The sequence below is a fragment of the Burkholderia sp. AU6039 genome, assembly GCF_002223365.1.
Lineage (GTDB): Bacteria > Pseudomonadota > Gammaproteobacteria > Burkholderiales > Burkholderiaceae > Burkholderia.
Map to the genome: position 1 here is coordinate 965168 of NZ_NKFK01000005.1, position 17910 is coordinate 983077.

16 protein-coding genes are annotated in these 17910 nt (G+C 68.0%); 11 read left to right on the forward strand and 5 right to left on the reverse strand.

Annotation, left to right across the window (positions count from 1 at the left end):
- Nucleotides 1-11 precede the first annotated feature (11 nt).
- Complete coding sequence (locus tag CFB39_RS22160) at nucleotides 12-2504, reverse strand: mechanosensitive ion channel family protein (RefSeq protein ID WP_089474446.1); 2493 nt, start codon at nucleotides 2502-2504, stop codon at nucleotides 12-14.
- A 299-nt stretch (nucleotides 2505-2803) separates the two neighbouring features.
- Nucleotides 2804-3763 (reverse strand): LLM class oxidoreductase, encoded by a 960-nt coding sequence (locus CFB39_RS22165; protein ID WP_089474447.1) that lies wholly within the window; start codon nucleotides 3761-3763, stop codon nucleotides 2804-2806.
- A gap of 184 nt (nucleotides 3764-3947) precedes the next feature.
- On the opposite strand from CFB39_RS22165, the gene CFB39_RS22170 reads away from it, so the two are divergent.
- Complete coding sequence (locus CFB39_RS22170; RefSeq protein ID WP_089474448.1) at nucleotides 3948-4346, forward strand: lysozyme inhibitor LprI family protein; 399 nt, start codon at nucleotides 3948-3950, stop codon at nucleotides 4344-4346.
- A 21-nt stretch (nucleotides 4347-4367) separates the two neighbouring features.
- On the opposite strand, the gene CFB39_RS22175 is transcribed toward CFB39_RS22170, so the two are convergent.
- Nucleotides 4368-5099 carry a GNAT family N-acetyltransferase gene (locus tag CFB39_RS22175; RefSeq protein WP_089474449.1) on the reverse strand — a complete coding sequence of 244 codons (732 nt, stop codon included), beginning with the start codon at nucleotides 5097-5099 and terminating at the stop codon, nucleotides 4368-4370.
- Between the two features lie 1031 nt (nucleotides 5100-6130).
- On the opposite strand from CFB39_RS22175, the gene CFB39_RS22185 reads away from it, so the two are divergent.
- The 4 genes from CFB39_RS22185 (at nucleotide 6131) to CFB39_RS22200 (ending at nucleotide 9720) form a co-directional block, all read left to right on the forward strand.
- Nucleotides 6131-7027 carry an NAD-dependent protein deacetylase gene (locus CFB39_RS22185; protein WP_089474450.1) on the forward strand — a complete coding sequence of 299 codons (897 nt, stop codon included), beginning with the start codon at nucleotides 6131-6133 and terminating at the stop codon, nucleotides 7025-7027.
- A complete protein-coding gene (locus CFB39_RS22190; RefSeq protein WP_089474451.1) occupies nucleotides 7024-7665 on the forward strand; it encodes a DUF938 domain-containing protein in 642 nt (213 codons plus the stop codon). The genes CFB39_RS22185 and CFB39_RS22190 overlap by 4 nt, the downstream gene beginning before the upstream one ends.
- A gap of 97 nt (nucleotides 7666-7762) precedes the next feature.
- Nucleotides 7763-9175, forward strand: coding sequence for an NADP-dependent phosphogluconate dehydrogenase (gndA, locus tag CFB39_RS22195; RefSeq protein ID WP_089474452.1), 1413 nt, complete (start codon nucleotides 7763-7765; stop codon nucleotides 9173-9175).
- A gap of 200 nt (nucleotides 9176-9375) precedes the next feature.
- The gene (locus tag CFB39_RS22200) at nucleotides 9376-9720 is read left to right on the forward strand and encodes a DUF4148 domain-containing protein (protein ID WP_043177725.1); all 345 of its coding nucleotides are present in this window, start codon (nucleotides 9376-9378) and stop codon (nucleotides 9718-9720) included.
- Nucleotides 9721-9845: 125 nt separating this feature from the next.
- Here CFB39_RS22200 and CFB39_RS22205 read toward each other — a convergent pair whose 3' ends face one another.
- A complete protein-coding gene (locus CFB39_RS22205; protein WP_089474453.1) occupies nucleotides 9846-10166 on the reverse strand; it encodes a hypothetical protein in 321 nt (106 codons plus the stop codon).
- A 424-nt stretch (nucleotides 10167-10590) separates the two neighbouring features.
- On the opposite strand from CFB39_RS22205, the gene CFB39_RS22210 reads away from it, so the two are divergent.
- Nucleotides 10591-11325 carry a peptidoglycan DD-metalloendopeptidase family protein gene (locus tag CFB39_RS22210; RefSeq protein WP_089427977.1) on the forward strand — a complete coding sequence of 245 codons (735 nt, stop codon included), beginning with the start codon at nucleotides 10591-10593 and terminating at the stop codon, nucleotides 11323-11325.
- A 48-nt stretch (nucleotides 11326-11373) separates the two neighbouring features.
- On the opposite strand, the gene CFB39_RS22215 is transcribed toward CFB39_RS22210, so the two are convergent.
- Nucleotides 11374-12012: a Pr6Pr family membrane protein gene (locus CFB39_RS22215; RefSeq protein WP_089433275.1), complete on the reverse strand. Its 639-nt coding sequence runs from the start codon at nucleotides 12010-12012 to the stop codon at nucleotides 11374-11376.
- Nucleotides 12013-12237: 225 nt separating this feature from the next.
- On the opposite strand from CFB39_RS22215, the gene CFB39_RS22220 reads away from it, so the two are divergent.
- The 5 genes from CFB39_RS22220 (at nucleotide 12238) to CFB39_RS22245 (ending at nucleotide 17877) form a co-directional block, all read left to right on the forward strand.
- Nucleotides 12238-12774 carry a cytochrome b gene (locus tag CFB39_RS22220; protein ID WP_046549930.1) on the forward strand — a complete coding sequence of 179 codons (537 nt, stop codon included), beginning with the start codon at nucleotides 12238-12240 and terminating at the stop codon, nucleotides 12772-12774.
- Nucleotides 12775-12929: 155 nt separating this feature from the next.
- Complete coding sequence (locus CFB39_RS22225) at nucleotides 12930-13298, forward strand: DUF2946 domain-containing protein (protein ID WP_089474454.1); 369 nt, start codon at nucleotides 12930-12932, stop codon at nucleotides 13296-13298.
- 82 nt (nucleotides 13299-13380) lie between these two features.
- The gene (locus CFB39_RS22235; RefSeq protein WP_089474455.1) at nucleotides 13381-15513 is read left to right on the forward strand and encodes a TonB-dependent copper receptor; all 2133 of its coding nucleotides are present in this window, start codon (nucleotides 13381-13383) and stop codon (nucleotides 15511-15513) included.
- A 228-nt stretch (nucleotides 15514-15741) separates the two neighbouring features.
- The gene (locus CFB39_RS22240) at nucleotides 15742-16836 is read left to right on the forward strand and encodes a triacylglycerol lipase (protein WP_089474456.1); all 1095 of its coding nucleotides are present in this window, start codon (nucleotides 15742-15744) and stop codon (nucleotides 16834-16836) included.
- Between the two features lie 3 nt (nucleotides 16837-16839).
- Nucleotides 16840-17877 (forward strand): lipase secretion chaperone, encoded by a 1038-nt coding sequence (locus tag CFB39_RS22245; RefSeq protein WP_089474457.1) that lies wholly within the window; start codon nucleotides 16840-16842, stop codon nucleotides 17875-17877.
- Nucleotides 17878-17910: the final 33 nt, after the last annotated feature.

Below are 17910 nucleotides of genomic sequence, written 5' to 3' on the forward strand. Positions count from 1 at the left end.
GCCCCGGCCGGTCAACCCGGCTTGCGCTCCGGTGCGGCCGGCGACGGCGGCCGGGCCGTCACTTCGGCAGCATGGCTGCTGTCGCCGTGGGTGCCGTTTTCGTCATCGACCACCGGCCGCGATCCGTCCGCGTACGCAACGACGCTGCGCTGCGGATTGGCGATCCGGATGCCGCGTTCGCGGAACGTCTCCGCAATCCGCCGGTTGAATTCACGCTGCACGCTCCAGCGCGTCGAGTCCGTGCATTGCATCTGTCCGGCCAGCGCGAGCGTCGCGCCGTCGACCTGGTCGATACCCCAGTAGCTGAAGTCCGACAGGATGCCGTCGCGGTACTTCGGATCGTCGCGCAAGGCGGCACCGATCTCCTTCAGCGTCGCGATCGCGCGATCGATATCCTCGCCGTAGGCAATGCTGATCTTCACGGCCGCGTTGCCGAGCCCGCGATTCGTATTGTTGACGGTCGTCACCGAGCTGAACGGAATCGTGTACAACGACCCGTCGCCGGCGCGCAGCCGCACGGTGCGGATCGACAGGTACTCGACCGTGCCCGACACGCCGGCGAGCGTGACCCAGTCGCCCACCTGCATCGCGTTTTCCATCAGCAGGAAGATCCCGGTGATGAAATCCTGCACGAGCTTCTGCGAGCCGAACCCGAGCGCGACACCGAAGATGCTGGCGCCGGCAAGCAGCGGGCCGACGTTCACGCCGAGCTGGCTGAGGCCCGTCAGCACGACGACGAGCGCGATCATCACGAACAGCAGTGTGCGCAGCATCGGCAGCAGCGTGCGTAGCCGCGCCGCGCGCATGAGATTGCCTTCGCGCGTCCAGCGCTGCAGGCGGCGCTCGATGGCGATGTTCGCGGCTTCCCACACGACGAGCGCGACGATGGCCGCGATGGCGATCGTCACCAGCGCCGACGCGAGCCGGTGGCCGATCGTGCCGGTCTCGAACGCGCGGAAAATCGGTACGCCCCAGATCTGCAGCAGCAGCACGATGGTCACGATGCCGATCGCGCCCGACACGATCTGGCGCAGCAGCGGGTAGTAGCGGTACGCGTGCGCATGGACGATCGTGCGATCTTCGTCGCGGCCCTGGAACAGCCGCGCGAGCGCGCCGAACACGACGATCGACACGATCCGCATGCCGATCATCACGGCGATCGAGCGGCCGCCGAGCGTGATCAGCACGCGGTAGCCGTTGTGGACGTCGAGCGCCCACACGAACCACAGCGCCATCACGATGAAGACCGATACGGGCGCCCACGCGTCCGCGAGCGCGTTGGCGATCATCGCGAAGGACGGGCGATCCTCGCCGGCGGCGCGGATCCGCGCGGCGACCGGCAGGCGGCACTGGAGGATCAGCGCCGAGACCATCAGGTGCCCGACGAGCGCGACGGCTTTCAGCAGCGCGACGTGACCGGCGTCGCTGAGGCCGAAGTTCGCGGCGATCTCGACCGCGGCCGTGCAGGTGCCGACCACGATCACGATCCGCGCGATCGAGCGTTGCGCGAAGTCGGCCCATGCGTCGCTGATGTGCAGCAACCGCAATTGCCGCGCATCGGGCTGGAAGAACAGCCGGCTGACGATCGTGACGAGTCGGCAGATCACGTAGATGTCGATCAGCGCTTCGAGCGCGGATTCGACCGGGGCGCCCGCATCGCCGATCACCGACATCGTCAGGCTCGCGACGCCGACGAACACGAGCAGCGGCACGGCCCGTAACGCAAGGCTGACGAGCGCGCGCGGCATCCGGTGCAGCAGCGTGGTGTGGCGGCGCGCGTGGCCGCGGCCTTGCGACGACGCGGGCGCGGCGTCGGGGACGTTGGACGCGTCTGGCGGGGCGGCTGCGCCCGGTGGTGCGTGGTCTTCGTCGAGCGTCGCGGAGTCGGGTGTAACGGACTCGGGCGCGGACTCGGACTCGGGCGCGGTGCGGCGCGACGTGTCGGCGCGCCGAGCGGCCACTGCGGTCAGCGCACGTCGCAGCAGCCGCTTCGCGAACCATTCGACGACGAGCGCGGGCACGAGCACGGCGATGATGATCCACAGCGCGTGTGCAAGATCCGCGCGCTCGTCGGCGCGCACCAGCTTGTCATGCCACCAGTTGCCGACCGAGCCGACATCGAGCAGCGAGTGCAGCGATTCCTTCAGCGCACCGCCGATTTCGATGGTCCAGCGCGATCCCTGCCGGACGAGCATCGATGCGAGCCCGTTCGACGTCAGTGCGGCCGGGGTCGCGGCGGCCGACGCGGCGCTGGCCGCAGCCGCATCGCTCGCCGCGATCGCGGGTGCGCTCAACGCGCCGACGGCCGCGATCGCACGCAGCGTCGTTTCGACCTGCGCGCGATCGCGCGGATTTTCGAGCACATTGAGTGCCTGCTGCGCCTGTTGCGGCGTCAGCGCGGGCGCGGTGGCGGAAGCGGCCGACGTGGCGGCCGGGGCGGGAGCGGCCGCATGGGCGGCCGAGACGACGGCGGCCAGCAGCCAGCCGAGGAGGAAATGTCGCATGGAGTAGGCATGCGGGCGCGCATCGGCGCGCGGCCCGCCAGGCTGAACGATGGACGGAAGTTAACATGATTGCGATGGGAACCGAATAGTTCCGTCGACGATCATTCGAATCGGGCATGCCCGGCGCGGCGCGGGCGTTTGCGGCGCGTTTGCGCAATCATGTGTCCGACGCGGATCGCAGGTCGTCGGACAGGTTGGGGCGTTTCAATGATCAACGCGTAAGACATTTGTAATGCCGGCTCGTCGACAACGATGAGCCACGCACGCGTCGGGTCGAATTAATCTGGAATCCTGCCGAATTACGCGGGCCCATCGTGAAAAACCGGCAGAACGTGTTCCGCGATTTCCTCGATGACTTCGCGCACGGGCCGGTCCGAGCCCGGATTCAGCGTGACGTGGTGCGTGCCCGCCGCGTGCATGTCCCGCAGGATGTCGATCAATGCGCGGCGTCCGGTTGCATAGCCGAGCGGCAATGCGGTTGCCGGCGCATCGGGATCCGCGACGAGGTCGAGCCGCATCGATACGCCGAACGCGCGAAAGGCGGGCGTCGCGAGCCGGTCGACCGCCGCGCGCCACATCGAATGGCGTGCGCGCTGCGTGTCCGGATCGCGGTGGTACGTCATCCAGCCGAGCGAGTGCCGCGCGATCCAGTCGACACTTTGTCCGCCCGAGCCGACCGCCAGCATCGGCACGGCGTCGGCGCCGCGCGGCAGCAGCGTGAATTCGGGCGCATCGGGCGGCGCTTCGTCGGGCACCACGCGCGATGGCACGCCGAGCGCGGCCGCGACGACGTCCCAGTGGGCGCGGTAGCGGTCGCGCCGCGTCTCTGCGTCGACGCCGAACGCTGCATATTCGGGCGGCCGGTCGCCGGAGCCGAGCCCGAGGATGAAGCGGCCGCCCGACAGCGTCGCGACCGACAGCGCGCCTTTCGCGATATGCAGCGGATGACGCAGCGGCAGCACGATCGCGCCGCTGGCGAGCGCGATCCGGCGCGTGCGTGCCGCCAGTGCGCCGAGCAGGACCCACGGGTCGAGGTGGCCGACCGGATCGGGGTAGTCGGCGCTGTTCAGCGGCACGTCGCGAATCCACAGCGCGCGAAAGCCGAGCGCGTCGGCCAGCGCCGCGAGTTCGAGCTGCTCGTGGAAGTCGGCGACGATATGGCCGGTGCGAAGCAGCGGAAGCGTGAGGCCGATCGACAACCGTCCGTCCGAAAAGACGCGATGCGCGACATCGGGGCGGGCAGGGGCGGGCGTGGTCATGTCGAGTCCTTGGAGGCAGCGCGAAGCGAACGCGCGACGTTGCGTGTTCGAATGCTAGCGTGTTTGCACGACGGTTGCCCGGTATGGCATACGCAGTGACCGGTTGACGTCGAGGCAACGCAGGTCATGCGGGCTGCGGGCCGGGCATAATCGGGCCTTCCGTCATTGAAAACAACACATCCGGATGAACATGCTTCGACACATGGCGATCGGTCTGACGGCAAGCGCGATGCTTTTCGCGGTCGCGTCGGACGCGCTCGCGGACGATGCGCAGCGCGCCGCTATTTGCAAGACCGCCGAGGAAACGGGCTACACGGCCGACATCCGCAATTGCCTCGGACTGAAATACGAAGCAGCCGACAAGCGATTGAATGTGGTCTACAAGACGAAGATGGCGAGCCTGGATGCACCGGGGCAGGCGAGACTGCGCAACGACGAGCGCCGCTGGCTCAAGGCGCGGGACGCGAAGTGTGCCGAATCGCGGCAGCCCGATGCGGGCGGCACGCTCGGGCTCGTGGAGGTCGACAGTTGCTTCGTCAACGAAACCGAGCGTCGCATCAAGGTGATCGACGCCTTTCGTTGAGGTGTCGCGCCGGCTCCAGTGCTATGCCACTCGCAGCGTCGTGCCGCGCAGCGTGAGGCCGAGGCGCGACGCCACGCGTCGTGACGCGCGGTTGTCGCTGTCGGTGCTGTAGAACAGCGTGCGCGTTTGAAGCGACGGCAGCCGCGACCACGCCGCGGTCACCGCCGCCGCGAGCCCGCGCCCGCGAAATGCAGGGGCCGTCGCGAGACCGAGTTCGGCACCGGCTTCGGACAGCCGCGCGGCAAACGCGACCGACGCGACTTCTCCATCGACGACGGCCGCGCACCACGGCGCCCACAGATCGGCGGCGTTTCGAAATCCCATCGAGTACAGGCCTTCGGGCATCCCGTGCGTGGGCAGCGCATGCAGCAGATGCCGGCCCGCGTCGCTGTCGCCGTCGATCAGCGCGACGCGCGCGTCGGTGTCGAAACCGAGTGCGTGCGGCAGCGGGTAGACAAGGCCGATATTCCAGTGCGGAACAGGGGCGAGCAGCGCGAGATAGCGATCGAGGTGCGCGGGCTGCATGTGGTCCGCCAACGGCGGTTCGCTGCTGGCCAGGTGCGCGAGTTCGTCTGCAACAGCAGTGGGCACGTCGGCGCGTATGCCCGCCAGGTTGCCGTCGGCGCTTCGGCCGAGCCAGAAGCGCGGCCCGGGCGAGCAGTCGGGATCGTTCTCGCGTTCGATCCGGCGATCCGGATGCAGGCGGAACAGCGTGCGGTAGTCGGTATCCAGCCAGTCGTGTGCGTCAGGCATGCGTCGGGTAGTGGGCTCCGGTCGGGTGGTGCGCGCCGCGCGTGGAAGGCCAGGACGGCGCCGCGCGCCGGTTCATGCGGCACAGTGGGGCGATTGTAAGCCGTTCGGTAGTCGCGCGCAGAGGCAACGTCGCGCTGTTTGCCCGGGCCGGGCGGGTGCGGCGTGACGGCTTGGCCGGCCGACGGCAGCCGATCCGCAGGCGTTTCAGTTTCGAAACGTTCGCGCTGTTTGCCGGTGCGCGATGCGCGTCGATGGCCCCGTTTTGACCCGCGCGGCCTTGCGGCGTGAAGCATGGTGCGCTCCTTGCATATCTGTGCAGGCCGTGAGCGCGGTCGCGGACGCAGTCGGTCCGGCGATCGCTTCAGTGGGTCGGACGTATCGGAGACGGGGACAAGAGAATGAAAACAGACCGAATCGCAACGTGTCGTGTTGCAAACATGAATCGCCGACCTGCCGGGCCATTCGCTTCGCCGTTTATCGAGGCGACGTGAGCGCGCGGCTTTCCGTTCCATCCGAGCAATCGGGTTTGTTCTGAACGACGACGTGCAGGCATGACGCACGAGGCCGACTGGTGCCAGTCGGCCGTCGGGGATGAACCGTGAATGCCTGCGGATGGCCCGGCCCGGATCCCGGATCGTCAATCTGCCGCGCGCAACGCAAGTCGTCGTGCGGCGTAGACGTGTGCGTGCCGTGCATTGCGGTGGCGCGACGGGGCCGAACCGGCACGCACCGGAAAGCCGGCAGCGCATCGATGCATTCGGCATCGCGGAACACATGGAGTCCAGGGGAAGCGTTCACCCACCGAAGCAGGGCGGACGCCGCGAAATTGTGCTGTCAGTTGATCCACTACCCCGATGGATCAATTGTTGAAGCGCCCATCGCCGAGTGGCGGATGGGCGTCTTTTTTTGTGCGCCGATGTGCGACGCGGGCCATCGGCCCGATCGCGCGGCGTTCTGTATCATGTGCTGGCGTGTCTGGCCGCCCGTGCGGGCGCACGGCTTGCCGACGCGCCCGATCACGCGTTGCCAACATGAACGACACAGCTCAGAACGATCCCTCAACCGCCGACGTCGATCCGGCCGCACTCGATGCGCTGCACACGTTCGTCGAGCGTCATCCGCGCCTGCTGGTGCTGACCGGCGCGGGCATCAGCACCGATTCCGGCATTCCAGGCTATCGCGACCGCAACGGCCAATGGATGCGCTCTCCGCCGATCCAGCTCCACGAATTCCTCGGCTCCGATGCCGCGCGGCGGCGCTATTGGGCGCGCAGCATGATCGGCTGGCCCGTCGTCGGCCGCGCGCAGCCGAACGGGTCGCACGTGGCGCTGGCGCGGCTCGGCAGCGCGGGACGGGTCGAGCGGCTCGTCACGCAGAACGTCGACGGCCTGCACCAGCGCGCGGGCAGCGGCGACGTGATTGAACTGCACGGCGGAATCGACGGCGTCACGTGCCTCGGCTGCGGCGCGCATCATGCGCGCGCGACGATCCAGGTCATGCTCGAGGCCGACAATCCCGAACTGCTGGGCGCGCAGGCCGAGCCGGCCGCGGATGGCGATGCGCACCTCGAATGGGCCGCGCTCGACACGTTCCGCATTCCGGCGTGCCCCGCGTGCGGCGGGCTGCTGAAGCCGGCGGTCGTGTTCTTCGGCGAAAACGTGCCGCGCGAGCGCGTGGCGCTCGCGTCGCAGGCGCTCGAGGCGGCCGATGCGCTGCTGGTCGTCGGCTCGTCGCTGATGGTGTATTCCGGCTACCGCTTCTGCGTGTGGGCGCAGGCACAGAACAAGCCGGTCGCCGCGCTCAATCTCGGCCATACGCGCGCCGATCCGATGCTGACGCTGAAGGTCGAGGCGCGCTGCGCACCCGCGCTCGACGCGCTGACCGCGCGGCTGGGCCTCGCGAACCACGCACGGGAGCAGGCATCGTGACCGATCCGACTTCTTCGCCCGATCCGTCCGCGCGGCTGTCGGCGCCGGCGGCCGAACGCAATCGCGGGCCGATCCTCGACGTCTTGCGCCGCGTGCTGCCGGCGAGCGGCCGCGTGCTCGAAATCGCGAGCGGCACGGGGCAGCACGCGGTCCACTTCGCGCAGGCGCTGCCGGGCCTGCACTGGCAGCCGAGCGATCCCGATGCGCAGGCGCGGCGCTCGATTGCCGCGTGGGTTGCCCATGCCGGCCTTGCCAACGTTGCCGGGCCGCTCGCGTTCGACGTGCGCGACGCGTCCTGGCCGGTCGACACGCTCGATGCCATTGTCTGCATCAACATGATTCACATTTCGCCGTGGGCCTGCACCGACGCGCTGTTCGCGGGTGCGTCGCGCCTGCTGCGGCCGGGCGGCGTGCTATTCCTGTACGGGCCGTATCGTCGCGAGGGCCGGCATACGGCGCCGTCGAACGAAGCGTTCGACCTGCAGCTGCGCGGCCGCGACCCGTCGTGGGGCGTGCGCGATCTCGAGACCGTCGTCGCACTCGGCCTCGATCGCGGGCTCGACTGCATCGAGGTGGTCGAGATGCCGGCGAACAACCTGAGCGTCGTGTTCCGGCGGCTGCCTCACGCGGAGCAATGACAGGCAAGCGCGCATCGCCGCCGGGTTTCCACTATCCTTTCGCCTGTGCGCGCGACCCGGCTCGGGTCGCGCCCCGTTTTTTCCGGAGAATTGACTAATGGGCAAACAAGCAATCGGTGTGATCGGGCTCGCGGTGATGGGCCGCAATCTCGCACTCAATATCGAGAGCCGCGGTTACGCGGTGTCGGTGTACAACCGCAGCCGCGAGAAAACCGACGAACTGATCGCCGAATTCCCCGGCCGCAATCTGGTGCCGACCTATACGCTCGAGGAATTCGTCGCGTCGCTCGAAACGCCGCGCCGGATCCTGATGATGGTGAAGGCCGGCGAAGCGACCGATGCGACGATCGCGTCGCTCAAGCCGCTGCTCGAGAAGGGCGACGTGCTGATCGACGGTGGCAATACGCACTTCACCGACACGATCCGCCGCAACCAGGAGCTCGCGCAATCGGGCCTGCACTTCATCGGCACCGGCGTGTCGGGGGGCGAAGAGGGCGCGCTGCGCGGCCCGTCGATCATGCCCGGCGGCCAGCGTGATGCGTACGACCTCGTCGAGCCGATCCTCAAGCAGATCGCCGCAAAGGCGCCGTCGGACGGCGAGCCGTGCGTCGCGTACATGGGCCCGGACGGTGCGGGCCATTACGTGAAGATGGTCCACAACGGCATCGAATACGGCGACATGCAGCTGATCGCCGAAAGCTATGCGGTGCTGAAGGACGTCGCGGGCCTGACCAACGACGAACTCGGCGCGGTGTACACCGAGTGGAACCAGGGCGAGCTCGACAGCTACCTGATGGAGATCACGTCGAAGATCTTCGGCAAGAAGGACGAGGAAACCGGCAAGCACCTGGTCGACGTGATCCTCGATCGCGCCGCGCAGAAGGGCACCGGCAAGTGGACGAGCCAGAATGCGCTGGATCTCGGCGTGCCGCTGCCGCTGATCACCGAATCGGTGTTCGCGCGCGTGCTGTCGTCGCTGAAGACCGAGCGCGTCGCGGCCAGCAAGGTCCTGGCGGGCCCGGCCGCCGCGCCGTTCGAAGGCGATCGCGCCGCGTTCGTCGAAGCGGTGCGCCGCGCGCTGTACCTGAGCAAGGTGATCTCGTACGCGCAGGGCTTCGCGCAACTGCGCACGGCGTCGGAAGAGTACGGCTGGAACCTCGATCTCGGCACGATCGCGAAGATCTTCCGTGCGGGCTGTATCATCCGCGCGCGTTTCCTGCAGAAGATCACGGACGCGTACGCGAAGGATTCGGCGCTCGCGAACCTGCTGCTCGACCCGTACTTCAAGGACATCGCCGCGAATTACCAGGCATCGCTGCGCGATGTCGTGGTCGCGGCGGTGAAGGCCGGCGTGCCGGTACCGGCGTTCGCGTCGGCGGTCGCGTACTTCGACAGCTACCGCTCCGAGCGGCTGCCCGCGAACCTCGTGCAGGCGCAGCGGGATTTCTTCGGCGCGCACACGTTCGAGCGTACCGACAAGCCGGGCAGCTTCCACGCGAACTGGTCGTAACCGGCTGGCGAGGGCGGCATTGTTGCGAAAATCTATTCTATCGATAGGGTTTTTCGATACCGGATGCCGGGATTGTTGGTTCCTGGGAAATAGTGTTTTCGTCGTTTCATGGTTTTCCCTAGGTGCTGCCGGGACTAAACTCTGTTCCATCGCTGCAGACATGGTGTGTGCGGCGGAGCAAAAAAATCCCGGAGGTAATCATGAAATCGCTGATCGCAACGTTCGCCGCAGCTGCCGTCCTCGCCGTTCCCGCCGTCTCGTTCGCCCAACAGAACGCGCCCGTCACCCGTGCACAGGTCAAGGCCGACCTGGTCGCGGTGCAACAGGCCGGCTACAAGCTGGGCAGCGACCGTACGAACTACCCGGAAGGCATCCAGGCTGCTGAAGCCCGCCTGAACCCGCAACAGAACGTCGCCGCTGCCGACACGACCGGCTACGGCGCGCAACCGGCTGCCGCGCAAGAATCCGGCGCGCCGGCCAAGGCCAAGACCGGCTGGCAAGTCAAGCGTATTGCTGACGACGCCCCGATCTACAAGGGTCGTTAATGGTGCGGCCGCCTCGGCGGCCTGATCCGACCCTGGAAGCACAAACAGCCCGTCGTTCCGTCATGCGGAACGGCGGGCTGTTTTCATTGACGGCGCGCCTATCCCGCCAGCCGCCAGCCGCCAGTTCAGTGCAGCGGGTGCCGGCGGTGCCCGATATCCCGGACCAGCGCTTCGGCCGGTTCCAGCACCTGCAGCCACGTTTCGTCGTAGCCGCTCAACGTGTCGAGCGCATCGCGCAGCCGCTCGATCGCGAGGATCGGCAGCTCGACGCTGTGGCGCGTGGCGCCCGTCATATGCGCGACGCTCGCCAGCTGGACGAGCGCATCGGCCGCCTCGGCGACGTCGGTCGCGAACAGCAGGTGCCGGTTGAGCAATTCGACCAGGCCGCTGGAACCGGAGAAGTCGTCGGCGTTGAGCTGCACGGAAAGAAACGTCGCGTTGTTCATTGTCATGCTCCTCGTTATCGTTGGATCGCGCAGTGCATCACCGAGTATAGGTGGCGAACGACGGGGAGAATGTGACGGGATCGAGACTGCCCGCAAGGGCGGCGCGGCGAGCGGAAGCGCCGCTAAAGCCCGCCCGACGGCCCGCGCGGCGCGGCTTGCAGGCCACCGGCACGCTGGCGCGACGCCGCAAGATTGTTGCCGGATCAGGCACCTGACGCGGCCTTGACCGCCACAAATGGTATCTTTGCCGGTCGGGACGACGCGAAAAAGGGGCCGGTGAGCCCATTCGCACCCACGTCCCGCTGTGGAAACTGACGGCCGCGAGCGCGGTCGGATACTGGTTGATCCGGCCGTTCGGCCGGACATCGTGCGTCGCGCGCCGGGGGGCGGTGGGCGGCGCAACGACGCAAATCCGGGAGGACCCTTGAGAGAAACTATTCCCATCCACGATGCGCTGACGCGCTGGCTGCCGCAGGCGGCGCTCGTTGCCGCAGCCATCGCGCTGACGGGCTGCACGATGACGCCGTGGACCGACAGCTGGCAGCCGGCGCGCCAGCCGGCACCCACGTCGGCCGCGACGCCGGGCGTGATCGCCGGCTATTACCGCGTGAATCCGGGCGATACGCTCGCGGGCGTCGCGAACGCCTACGGGCAGCGCGTCCAGGACGTGGCCAGCTGGAACCACATGGCGCCGACCGACGCCGTGTATCCCGGCCAGGTGCTGCGCGTCGCGCCGCCGCCTGCCGCGACGTCGCTCGGGCAGCCGCCCGCGGCGGCCGCGCAGCCGGGCTCGCTCGCCTGGCCGGCCACCGGTGTCGTGGCGACGCCGTTCTCGGCCGGCAAGACGCGCGGCCTCGTGATCGCTGCGTCCGGGCCCGACCATTCGGTGCGGGCCGCGGCGGCCGGGCGCGTGGTGTACGCCGGATCCGGCGTCAAGGCCTACGGGCCGCTCGTGATCCTGAAGCATGAGAACGGGCTCATCACGGCCTACGGACACAACGGCAAGCTGCTCGTCAACGAAGGCGACGCGGTGCGCCAGGGCCAGCCGGTCGCCGAAATGGGCACCGACGCGAGCGGCCGTTCGACGTTCGAGTTCGAAGTCCGCCAGAACGGCAAGGTCGTCGATCCGATGAACTTCCTGCCGCGCAACGGCGGCTGATCGTCCGCTTCATCCCGTGTGCGCCGGGCGGCGCACACGCTCCCGCCTTCATCCTTTCCTGAGCGTCACCGCACCGGACGGTCTCGCGTGATTGCCGAGCCAGCGAATACCCATTGCGAGCGCCACCGCGCCCAGCGCGATCAGCGAACACTGAATCGCGACCGGCAGGTAGCCGTGCGGCCGCGGATCGACGAACGGGTAGGGGTACCAGTTCTCGAATGAGCCGCGCACGAGCGTATAGCTGAGATAGACGATCGGGAAGCCGAGCCACGCGAACGCGCTGCGCCGCGGGATCGGCAGGCGCGGCTCCACGTACAGCCAGTCGCACAGCACGACGAGCGGCACGATCCGGTGCAGCACCCAGTTGTTGAACGCCGGCGTGACGTGGTGCAGCGCATCGAGCCGCGCGAGCAGGAGTTCGTAGACGATTGCGGTGATCAATACATACAGCACCGCGGCGCCGCGCATCGATTCGTAGCGGGCCGAGCCGGGGCGCGCGATGCGCCAGAGCCCGACGGCGAGCATCGCGGCCGCGTAGAGGCTGCTCAGTTGCGTGAAGTAGCTGAGGTAGTTGCCGAGATGAAAGCCCGGCAGGTGCCAGTAGTCGGCGACGCTGTGCAGCGTGGTGGATACCGCGAGCAACGCGGCGGTCAGCCGATAGGCCGCAACGAAGAACGCCTTGCTCATGATGCCCGCGCGCCGTCGCACCAAAGCTTCATCGTGCCACAGCCGTTCTGGCGCGCGATGCGGACTTTCCATATGAAGCCCCGCTCGGCGCGGGTGGGCAATTCGTCGGATATTTGCGCGCGTCGTGCAAAACCGGACGCCCGTGCGGCTACAATCGGGGCAGTTTTGCCGGGCGCCGGCCGGTGGCTGCATGCGCTCCTCCCCGCATACAACACGAGACGAAGCATGAGAAACATCCTCGCGAAACAGACGCGCTACAGCTCGCCCGCGATCTTCTTCCACTGGGCCGTCTTCCTGCTGGTGGCGCTGGCCTACCTGGCCATCGAGATCCGCGGGCCGAAAGGCAGCGACAGCCGGGTGTTCTGGATGAACGTGCATCTCACCGCGGGCACGCTCGTGCTCGTGCTGTCGGTGCTGCGCGTGCTGTGGCGAGCCGTCAGCCGTGTGCCGCAGGCCATTCCGCAAGCGGCGCTGCTGCGCTGGCTGTCGAAGCTCGCGCATGTCGCGCTCTACGTGTTCATCATCGCGCAGCCGCTGCTCGGCATCATGATGATCAACCTGGGCGGCAAGCCGGTGTCGCTCGACTGGCTCGGCATCTCGTTCACGCTGTTCGGCCCCGACAAGGCGCTGCGGCCGACGATCAAGGAAGCGCACGAGCTGATCGGCAATGCGTTCTACTTCGTGATCGGCCTGCACGCGCTGGCCGCGCTTTACCATCATTTCATCCGGCGCGACGACGTGCTGCGGCGCATGGCGCCCTGAACGCCACGTTCCGCAAGCATGCAGCAGGCGGGGGCGCTTGGTTGTGTTGACAACCATGCGCCCCCGGTTCGTTTACCGCCATCCGCGCTGGCCATCGCGTTGAACATTCTGTAACATCTCGGCTGTTTTTACATTCCGCTTACTCGTTGCCGAGCATGCTGCACCGACATCGTCACCTGACCGCCTGGCTTGGCGTGCTCGCGATCTGGTTCGCGATCGCGGCGCCGCTGGTGTCGCAGTGGCGCGTCGCGCAGGCGGCCACGCCCGACGCAATCGTCTGCAGTACGGAGCATGGCGCGCACCCGTCGCCCGACGCGGGCCGCATGCACGATCATGCGCTGCATCTCGATGCGTGCGGCTACTGCGGTTTCTTCGCGCACAGCCCCGCGATCGGCGCGCCAACCGCCGCGGCACTCGCTTCCATTCCCGTCGTTTCCGTTTCCGCCGTCGCGTCGCCTGCCGTCGCGGCGCGCGCCGACCGCTATCCGCGCGCATACCCGCGCGCCCCGCCCGAGCGCGCCTGACGCGCTGTTTCCGTTCCATTCATCGCCGATATCCGTGCGGCCCGTCGAGGCCGCGTGGAGGGCGTCACTCGGGCTTTCGATCATGACCATTTTCCAGTTGCGTACGCCGCGGGCGTCACGCAATGCCGGTGCGCGGCGCATGCCGCGCGTGCTGAAACTCACCGTTCCCGCGCTCGCTGTCGGCGCATTGGCCGCGAGCGCCGCGGCCGCCGAAACGGCGCGCGCATCCGGCGCGCCGACCGGCGAGACGGCCGCGCCGCTGCCGGCCATCGAAGTTGTTGCATCGCCGCTGTCGACGCCGCTCGTCGTCGTCACGGATCCGAAGACGCCGCGTCAGCCGCTGCCCGCCAGCGACGGCGCGGATTACCTGAAAACGATCCCCGGTTTCACGTCGATCCGCAGCGGCGGCACCAACGGCGACCTCGTGCTGCGCGGGATGTTCGGCTCGCGGCTGAACATCCTGGCGAACGGGATGTCGACGCTCGGCGCATGTCCGGGCCGGATGGACGCGCCGACGTCGTATATTGCGCCGGAAAGCTATGACAAGGTCACCGTCGTGAAGGGGCCGCAGACCGTGCTGTACGGTCCCGGCGCATCGGCCGGCACCGTGATGTTCGAGCGCGTGACGCCGCGCTTCGACAAGCCCGGCATGCGCTTCGACGGCAGCCTGGTCGGCGGGTCGTTCGGCCGCAACGACCAGAACATCGACGTGACGGCCGGCACGCCGGACGTCTATGGCCGCGTGACCGCGAACCACGCGCATTCGCAGGACTACAAGGACGGCAACGGCAACACCGTGCCGTCGCAGTGGGACAAGTGGAACGCCGATGCGGCGCTCGGCTGGACGCCGGACGACCATACACGCGTCGAGCTGACCGCCGGCACCGGCGACGGCTATGCGCGCTACGCGGGACGCGGAATGGACGGCGCGCATTTCCGCCGCGAGACGTTCGGCCTGTCGTTCGACAAGCAGCATCTCGGCGACGTGCTCGACCGGATCGAAGCGCGCGTGTACTACAACGAAGCCGATCACGTGATGGACAACACTACGTTGCGGCAACCGGACCCGACCAGCAGCATGCCGATGCGGATGGCGTCGGAAGTGCGGCGGCGCACGTTCGGCGCGCGCGCGGCCGCGACGTTCCGCTTTGCCGACGACTTCAAGCTCGTGACGGGCGTCGATGCGCAATCGAACCGGCTCGACTCGCGCTCGGCGATGGGGCGGCAGAACTACGGCGACAAGCCGTGGGATGCGCAGGCGACGATGTGGAACGCAGGCTTGTTCGGCGAGCTGACGTGGTATGCGAGCGACGTGTCGCGCGTGATCGGCGGCGCGCGCGTCGACTATGCGAGCGCACGCGACAAGCGCGCGACGACGAGCGGCATGATGAAGCGCATGCCGAACCCGACCTTCGACGACGATCGCACGCGCGTGCTGCCGAGCGGTTTCGTCCGCTACGAGCGCGATCTCGCGTCGCTGCCGGTCACGTGGTACGCGGGCATCGGCCATACGGAGCGCTATCCCGACTACTGGGAGCTGTTTTCCGCGAAGCGCGGGCCGGCCGGTTCGATCAACGCGTTCTCGGCGGTGCAGCCGGAGAAGACCACGCAGCTCGACATCGGCGCGCAATACAAGAGCGAACGGCTCGATGCGTGGGTGTCGGCGTATGCGGGTTATGTTCAGGACTTCATCCTGTTCAACTACGCGGCCGGCATGATGGGCCCGACCACGCAGGCAACCAACGTCAACGCGCAGATCATGGGTGGCGAAGCGGGCGTGTCGTGGAAACCGGTTTCGCCGCTGCGCGTCGAGACGTCGCTCGCGTATGCGTGGGGGCGCAACGTCGCAACCGGCGATCCGTTGCCGCAGATGCCGCCGCTCGAGGCGCGCATCGGGCTCGAGTACACGCGGGGTGCGTGGTCGGCAGGGGGGCTGTGGCGCATCGTTGCGCCGCAGCATCGCTATGCCCTGAACGAGGGCAACGTGGTCGGCAAGGACTTCGGCCCGAGCGCCGGGTTCGGTGTGCTCTCGCTGCATACGCAATACAACGTCAGCAAGACCGTGCAGATCTCGGTCGGCGTCGACAACGTGCTGAACAAGGCCTACACCGAGCACCTGAATCTCGCCGGCAACGCGGGCTTCGGCTATCCGGCGAACGCGCCGGTGATGGAGCCGGGCCGGACCGCGTGGGTACGCGTGAGTGCGAAGCTGTAACGCATCGCGCGTGTGCATTGCAGCATGCGCACGCATGAACGCGGCCCCGCCCGAACGGGCGGGGCGCGTCAACCGATTAGAGAACCGTGTCTAGTCAGGGCGCAAACGTTCGCGACTCGTGATTCACTCCCGCATTCGACGCACACGGTGGTCGCGATGCTGGCGATGCATAGTGCGTGTCGATCCGGCTTCATTCGCACCGGCAGCACAATAATCAGGAGAACATGCATGGCCAATACGATGCGTTCCAGGGTGGTGGCAGGGGCAGTGGCATGCGCGATGAGTATCGCGCCTTTCGCGGGGACGACTGTAGCAATGACGCTCGCGACGACGCACGCGGCGATGGCGGCGACCGCGCCCGCCGATAGCTACGCGGCGACGCGTTATCCGATCATCCTCGTGCACGGGCTCACCGGTACCGACAAGTACGCCGGCGTGCTCGATTATTGGTACGGCATCCAGGCAGACCTGCAGCAGAACGGTGCGACCGTCTACGTCGCGAACCTGTCGGGTTTACAGAGCGATGACGGCCCGAACGGGCGCGGCGAACAGTTGCTCGCTTACGTGAAGACGGTGCTCGCGGCGACAGGTGCGACCAAGGTCAATCTCGTCGGCCACAGCCAGGGCGGCCTCTCGTCGCGCTATGTCGCGGCCGTCGCGCCCGATCTCGTCGCGTCGGTGACGACGATCGGCACGCCGCATCGCGGCTCCGAGTTCGCCGACTTCGTGCAGAACGTGCTTGCATACGATCCGACCGGACTTTCGTCATCGGTGATCGCCGCGTTCGTCAATGTGTTCGGGATCCTGACGAGCAGCACCCACAACACGAACCAGGACGCGCTCGCCGCGCTGCAGACGCTGACGACCGCACGCGCTGCCACGTACAACCAGAACTACCCGAGTGCGGGCCTGGGTGCGCCGGGCAGTTGCCAGACCGGCGCGCCGACCGAAACCGTCGGCGGCAACACGCACCTGCTGTACTCGTGGGCCGGCACGGCGATCCAGCCGACGCTCTCCGTGTTGGGTGTCACGGGCGCCACCGACACGAGCACCCTTCCGGTCGTCGATCCGGCGAACGCACTCGATCTGTCGACGCTCGCACTGCTCGGCACGGGCACGGTGATGATCAACCGCGGCTCCGGGCAGAACGACGGGGTCGTGTCGAAGTGCAGTGCGCTGTACGGCAAGGTGCTGAGCACGAGCTACAAATGGAACCATCTCGACGAGATCAACCAGCTGCTCGGCGTGCGCGGCGCGTATGCGGAAGATCCGGTCGCGGTGATCCGCACGCATGCGAACCGTCTGAAGCTGGCGGGCGTGTAATCGATGACGGCACGTGAAGGACGCGCGCCGCTGGCGCGGCGCGCCGTGGTCTACGGTGTCGTGGGGCTGGCGGCGATTGCCGGTGTGGCGATGTGGAGCGGCGCGGGCTGGCATCGAGGGACTGGCGCCGGCGGCGAGTCGCCGGATGCGGGGGCGGCGGTGGGTAGCGTGGCAGCTTCGCCGCCGCAGGCCGCCGTGCCGGCAAGCGCGGGCCTGCCGCCGGCGCTCGCCGGCTCCAGCGCGCCCCGGTTGCCGCTCGATGCCGCCGGCCATCTCGCGAAGTCGCGCGCGGTGCGCGATTTCTTCGACTACTGCCTGACCGCGCAGAGCGACCTGAGTGCGACCGCGCTCGATGCGTTCGTCGTGCGGGAGATTGCCGCGCAACTCGACGGCACCGTGGCGCAGGCCGAGGCGCTCGACGTATGGCACCGCTATCGCGCCTATCTCGACGCACTCGCGAAGCTGCGCGATGCCGGCGCGGTCGACAAGTCCGACCTCGGCGCGCTGCAGCTCGCGCTCGACCAGCGTGCATCGATTGCATATCGCACGCTCGGTGACTGGAGCCAGCCGTTTTTCGGCGCGGAGCAGTGGCGGCAGCGCTACGACCTCGCGCGGCTGAAGATCACGCAGGATCGGACGCTGACGGATGCGCAGAAGACCGAACGACTCGCGGCGCTCGAACAGCAGATGCCGGCCGACGAGCGCGCCGCGCAGCAGCGCATCGATAAGCAGCGCGCCGCGATCGACCAGATCGCGCAATTGCAGAAGAGCGGGGCGACGCCCGATGCGATGCGCGCGCAACTGACGCAGACACTCGGCGCCGAAGCCGCCGCGCGCGTCGCGCAGTTGCAGCAGGACGACGCATCGTGGCAAAGCCGCTATACGGACTATGCGGCGCAGCGTGCGCAGATCGAGTCGGCGGGCCTGACGCCGCAGGATCGCGACGCGCAGATCGCCGCGCTGCGGCAGCGCGTGTTCACGAAGCCCGGCGAAGCCGTGCGCGCGGCATCGCTCGATCGCGGGGCGGGCAGCGCGCGGTAAGGTGAGAAGCGCGGGCGGCGCGGCGCATGAGCG

What these genes read in the sequence shown, in the direction of transcription:
- CFB39_RS22160 (WP_089474446.1), bottom strand. Translation starts at nt 2,504, where the DNA reads ATGCGACATTTCCTCCTCGGCTGGCTGCTGGCCGCCGTCGTCTCGGCC.
- CFB39_RS22165 (WP_089474447.1), bottom strand. Translation starts at nt 3,763, where the DNA reads ATGACCACGCCCGCCCCTGCCCGCCCCGATGTCGCGCATCGCGTCTTT.
- CFB39_RS22170 (WP_089474448.1), top strand. Translation starts at nt 3,948, where the DNA reads ATGAACATGCTTCGACACATGGCGATCGGTCTGACGGCAAGCGCGATG.
- CFB39_RS22175 (WP_089474449.1), bottom strand. Translation starts at nt 5,099, where the DNA reads ATGCCTGACGCACACGACTGGCTGGATACCGACTACCGCACGCTGTTC.
- CFB39_RS22185 (WP_089474450.1), top strand. Translation starts at nt 6,131, where the DNA reads ATGAACGACACAGCTCAGAACGATCCCTCAACCGCCGACGTCGATCCG.
- gndA (WP_089474452.1), top strand. Translation starts at nt 7,763, where the DNA reads ATGGGCAAACAAGCAATCGGTGTGATCGGGCTCGCGGTGATGGGCCGC.
- CFB39_RS22200 (WP_043177725.1), top strand. Translation starts at nt 9,376, where the DNA reads ATGAAATCGCTGATCGCAACGTTCGCCGCAGCTGCCGTCCTCGCCGTT.
- CFB39_RS22205 (WP_089474453.1), bottom strand. Translation starts at nt 10,166, where the DNA reads ATGAACAACGCGACGTTTCTTTCCGTGCAGCTCAACGCCGACGACTTC.
- CFB39_RS22215 (WP_089433275.1), bottom strand. Translation starts at nt 12,012, where the DNA reads ATGAGCAAGGCGTTCTTCGTTGCGGCCTATCGGCTGACCGCCGCGTTG.
- CFB39_RS22220 (WP_046549930.1), top strand. Translation starts at nt 12,238, where the DNA reads ATGAGAAACATCCTCGCGAAACAGACGCGCTACAGCTCGCCCGCGATC.
- CFB39_RS22225 (WP_089474454.1), top strand. Translation starts at nt 12,930, where the DNA reads ATGCTGCACCGACATCGTCACCTGACCGCCTGGCTTGGCGTGCTCGCG.
- CFB39_RS22235 (WP_089474455.1), top strand. Translation starts at nt 13,381, where the DNA reads ATGACCATTTTCCAGTTGCGTACGCCGCGGGCGTCACGCAATGCCGGT.
- CFB39_RS22240 (WP_089474456.1), top strand. Translation starts at nt 15,742, where the DNA reads ATGGCCAATACGATGCGTTCCAGGGTGGTGGCAGGGGCAGTGGCATGC.
- CFB39_RS22245 (WP_089474457.1), top strand. Translation starts at nt 16,840, where the DNA reads ATGACGGCACGTGAAGGACGCGCGCCGCTGGCGCGGCGCGCCGTGGTC.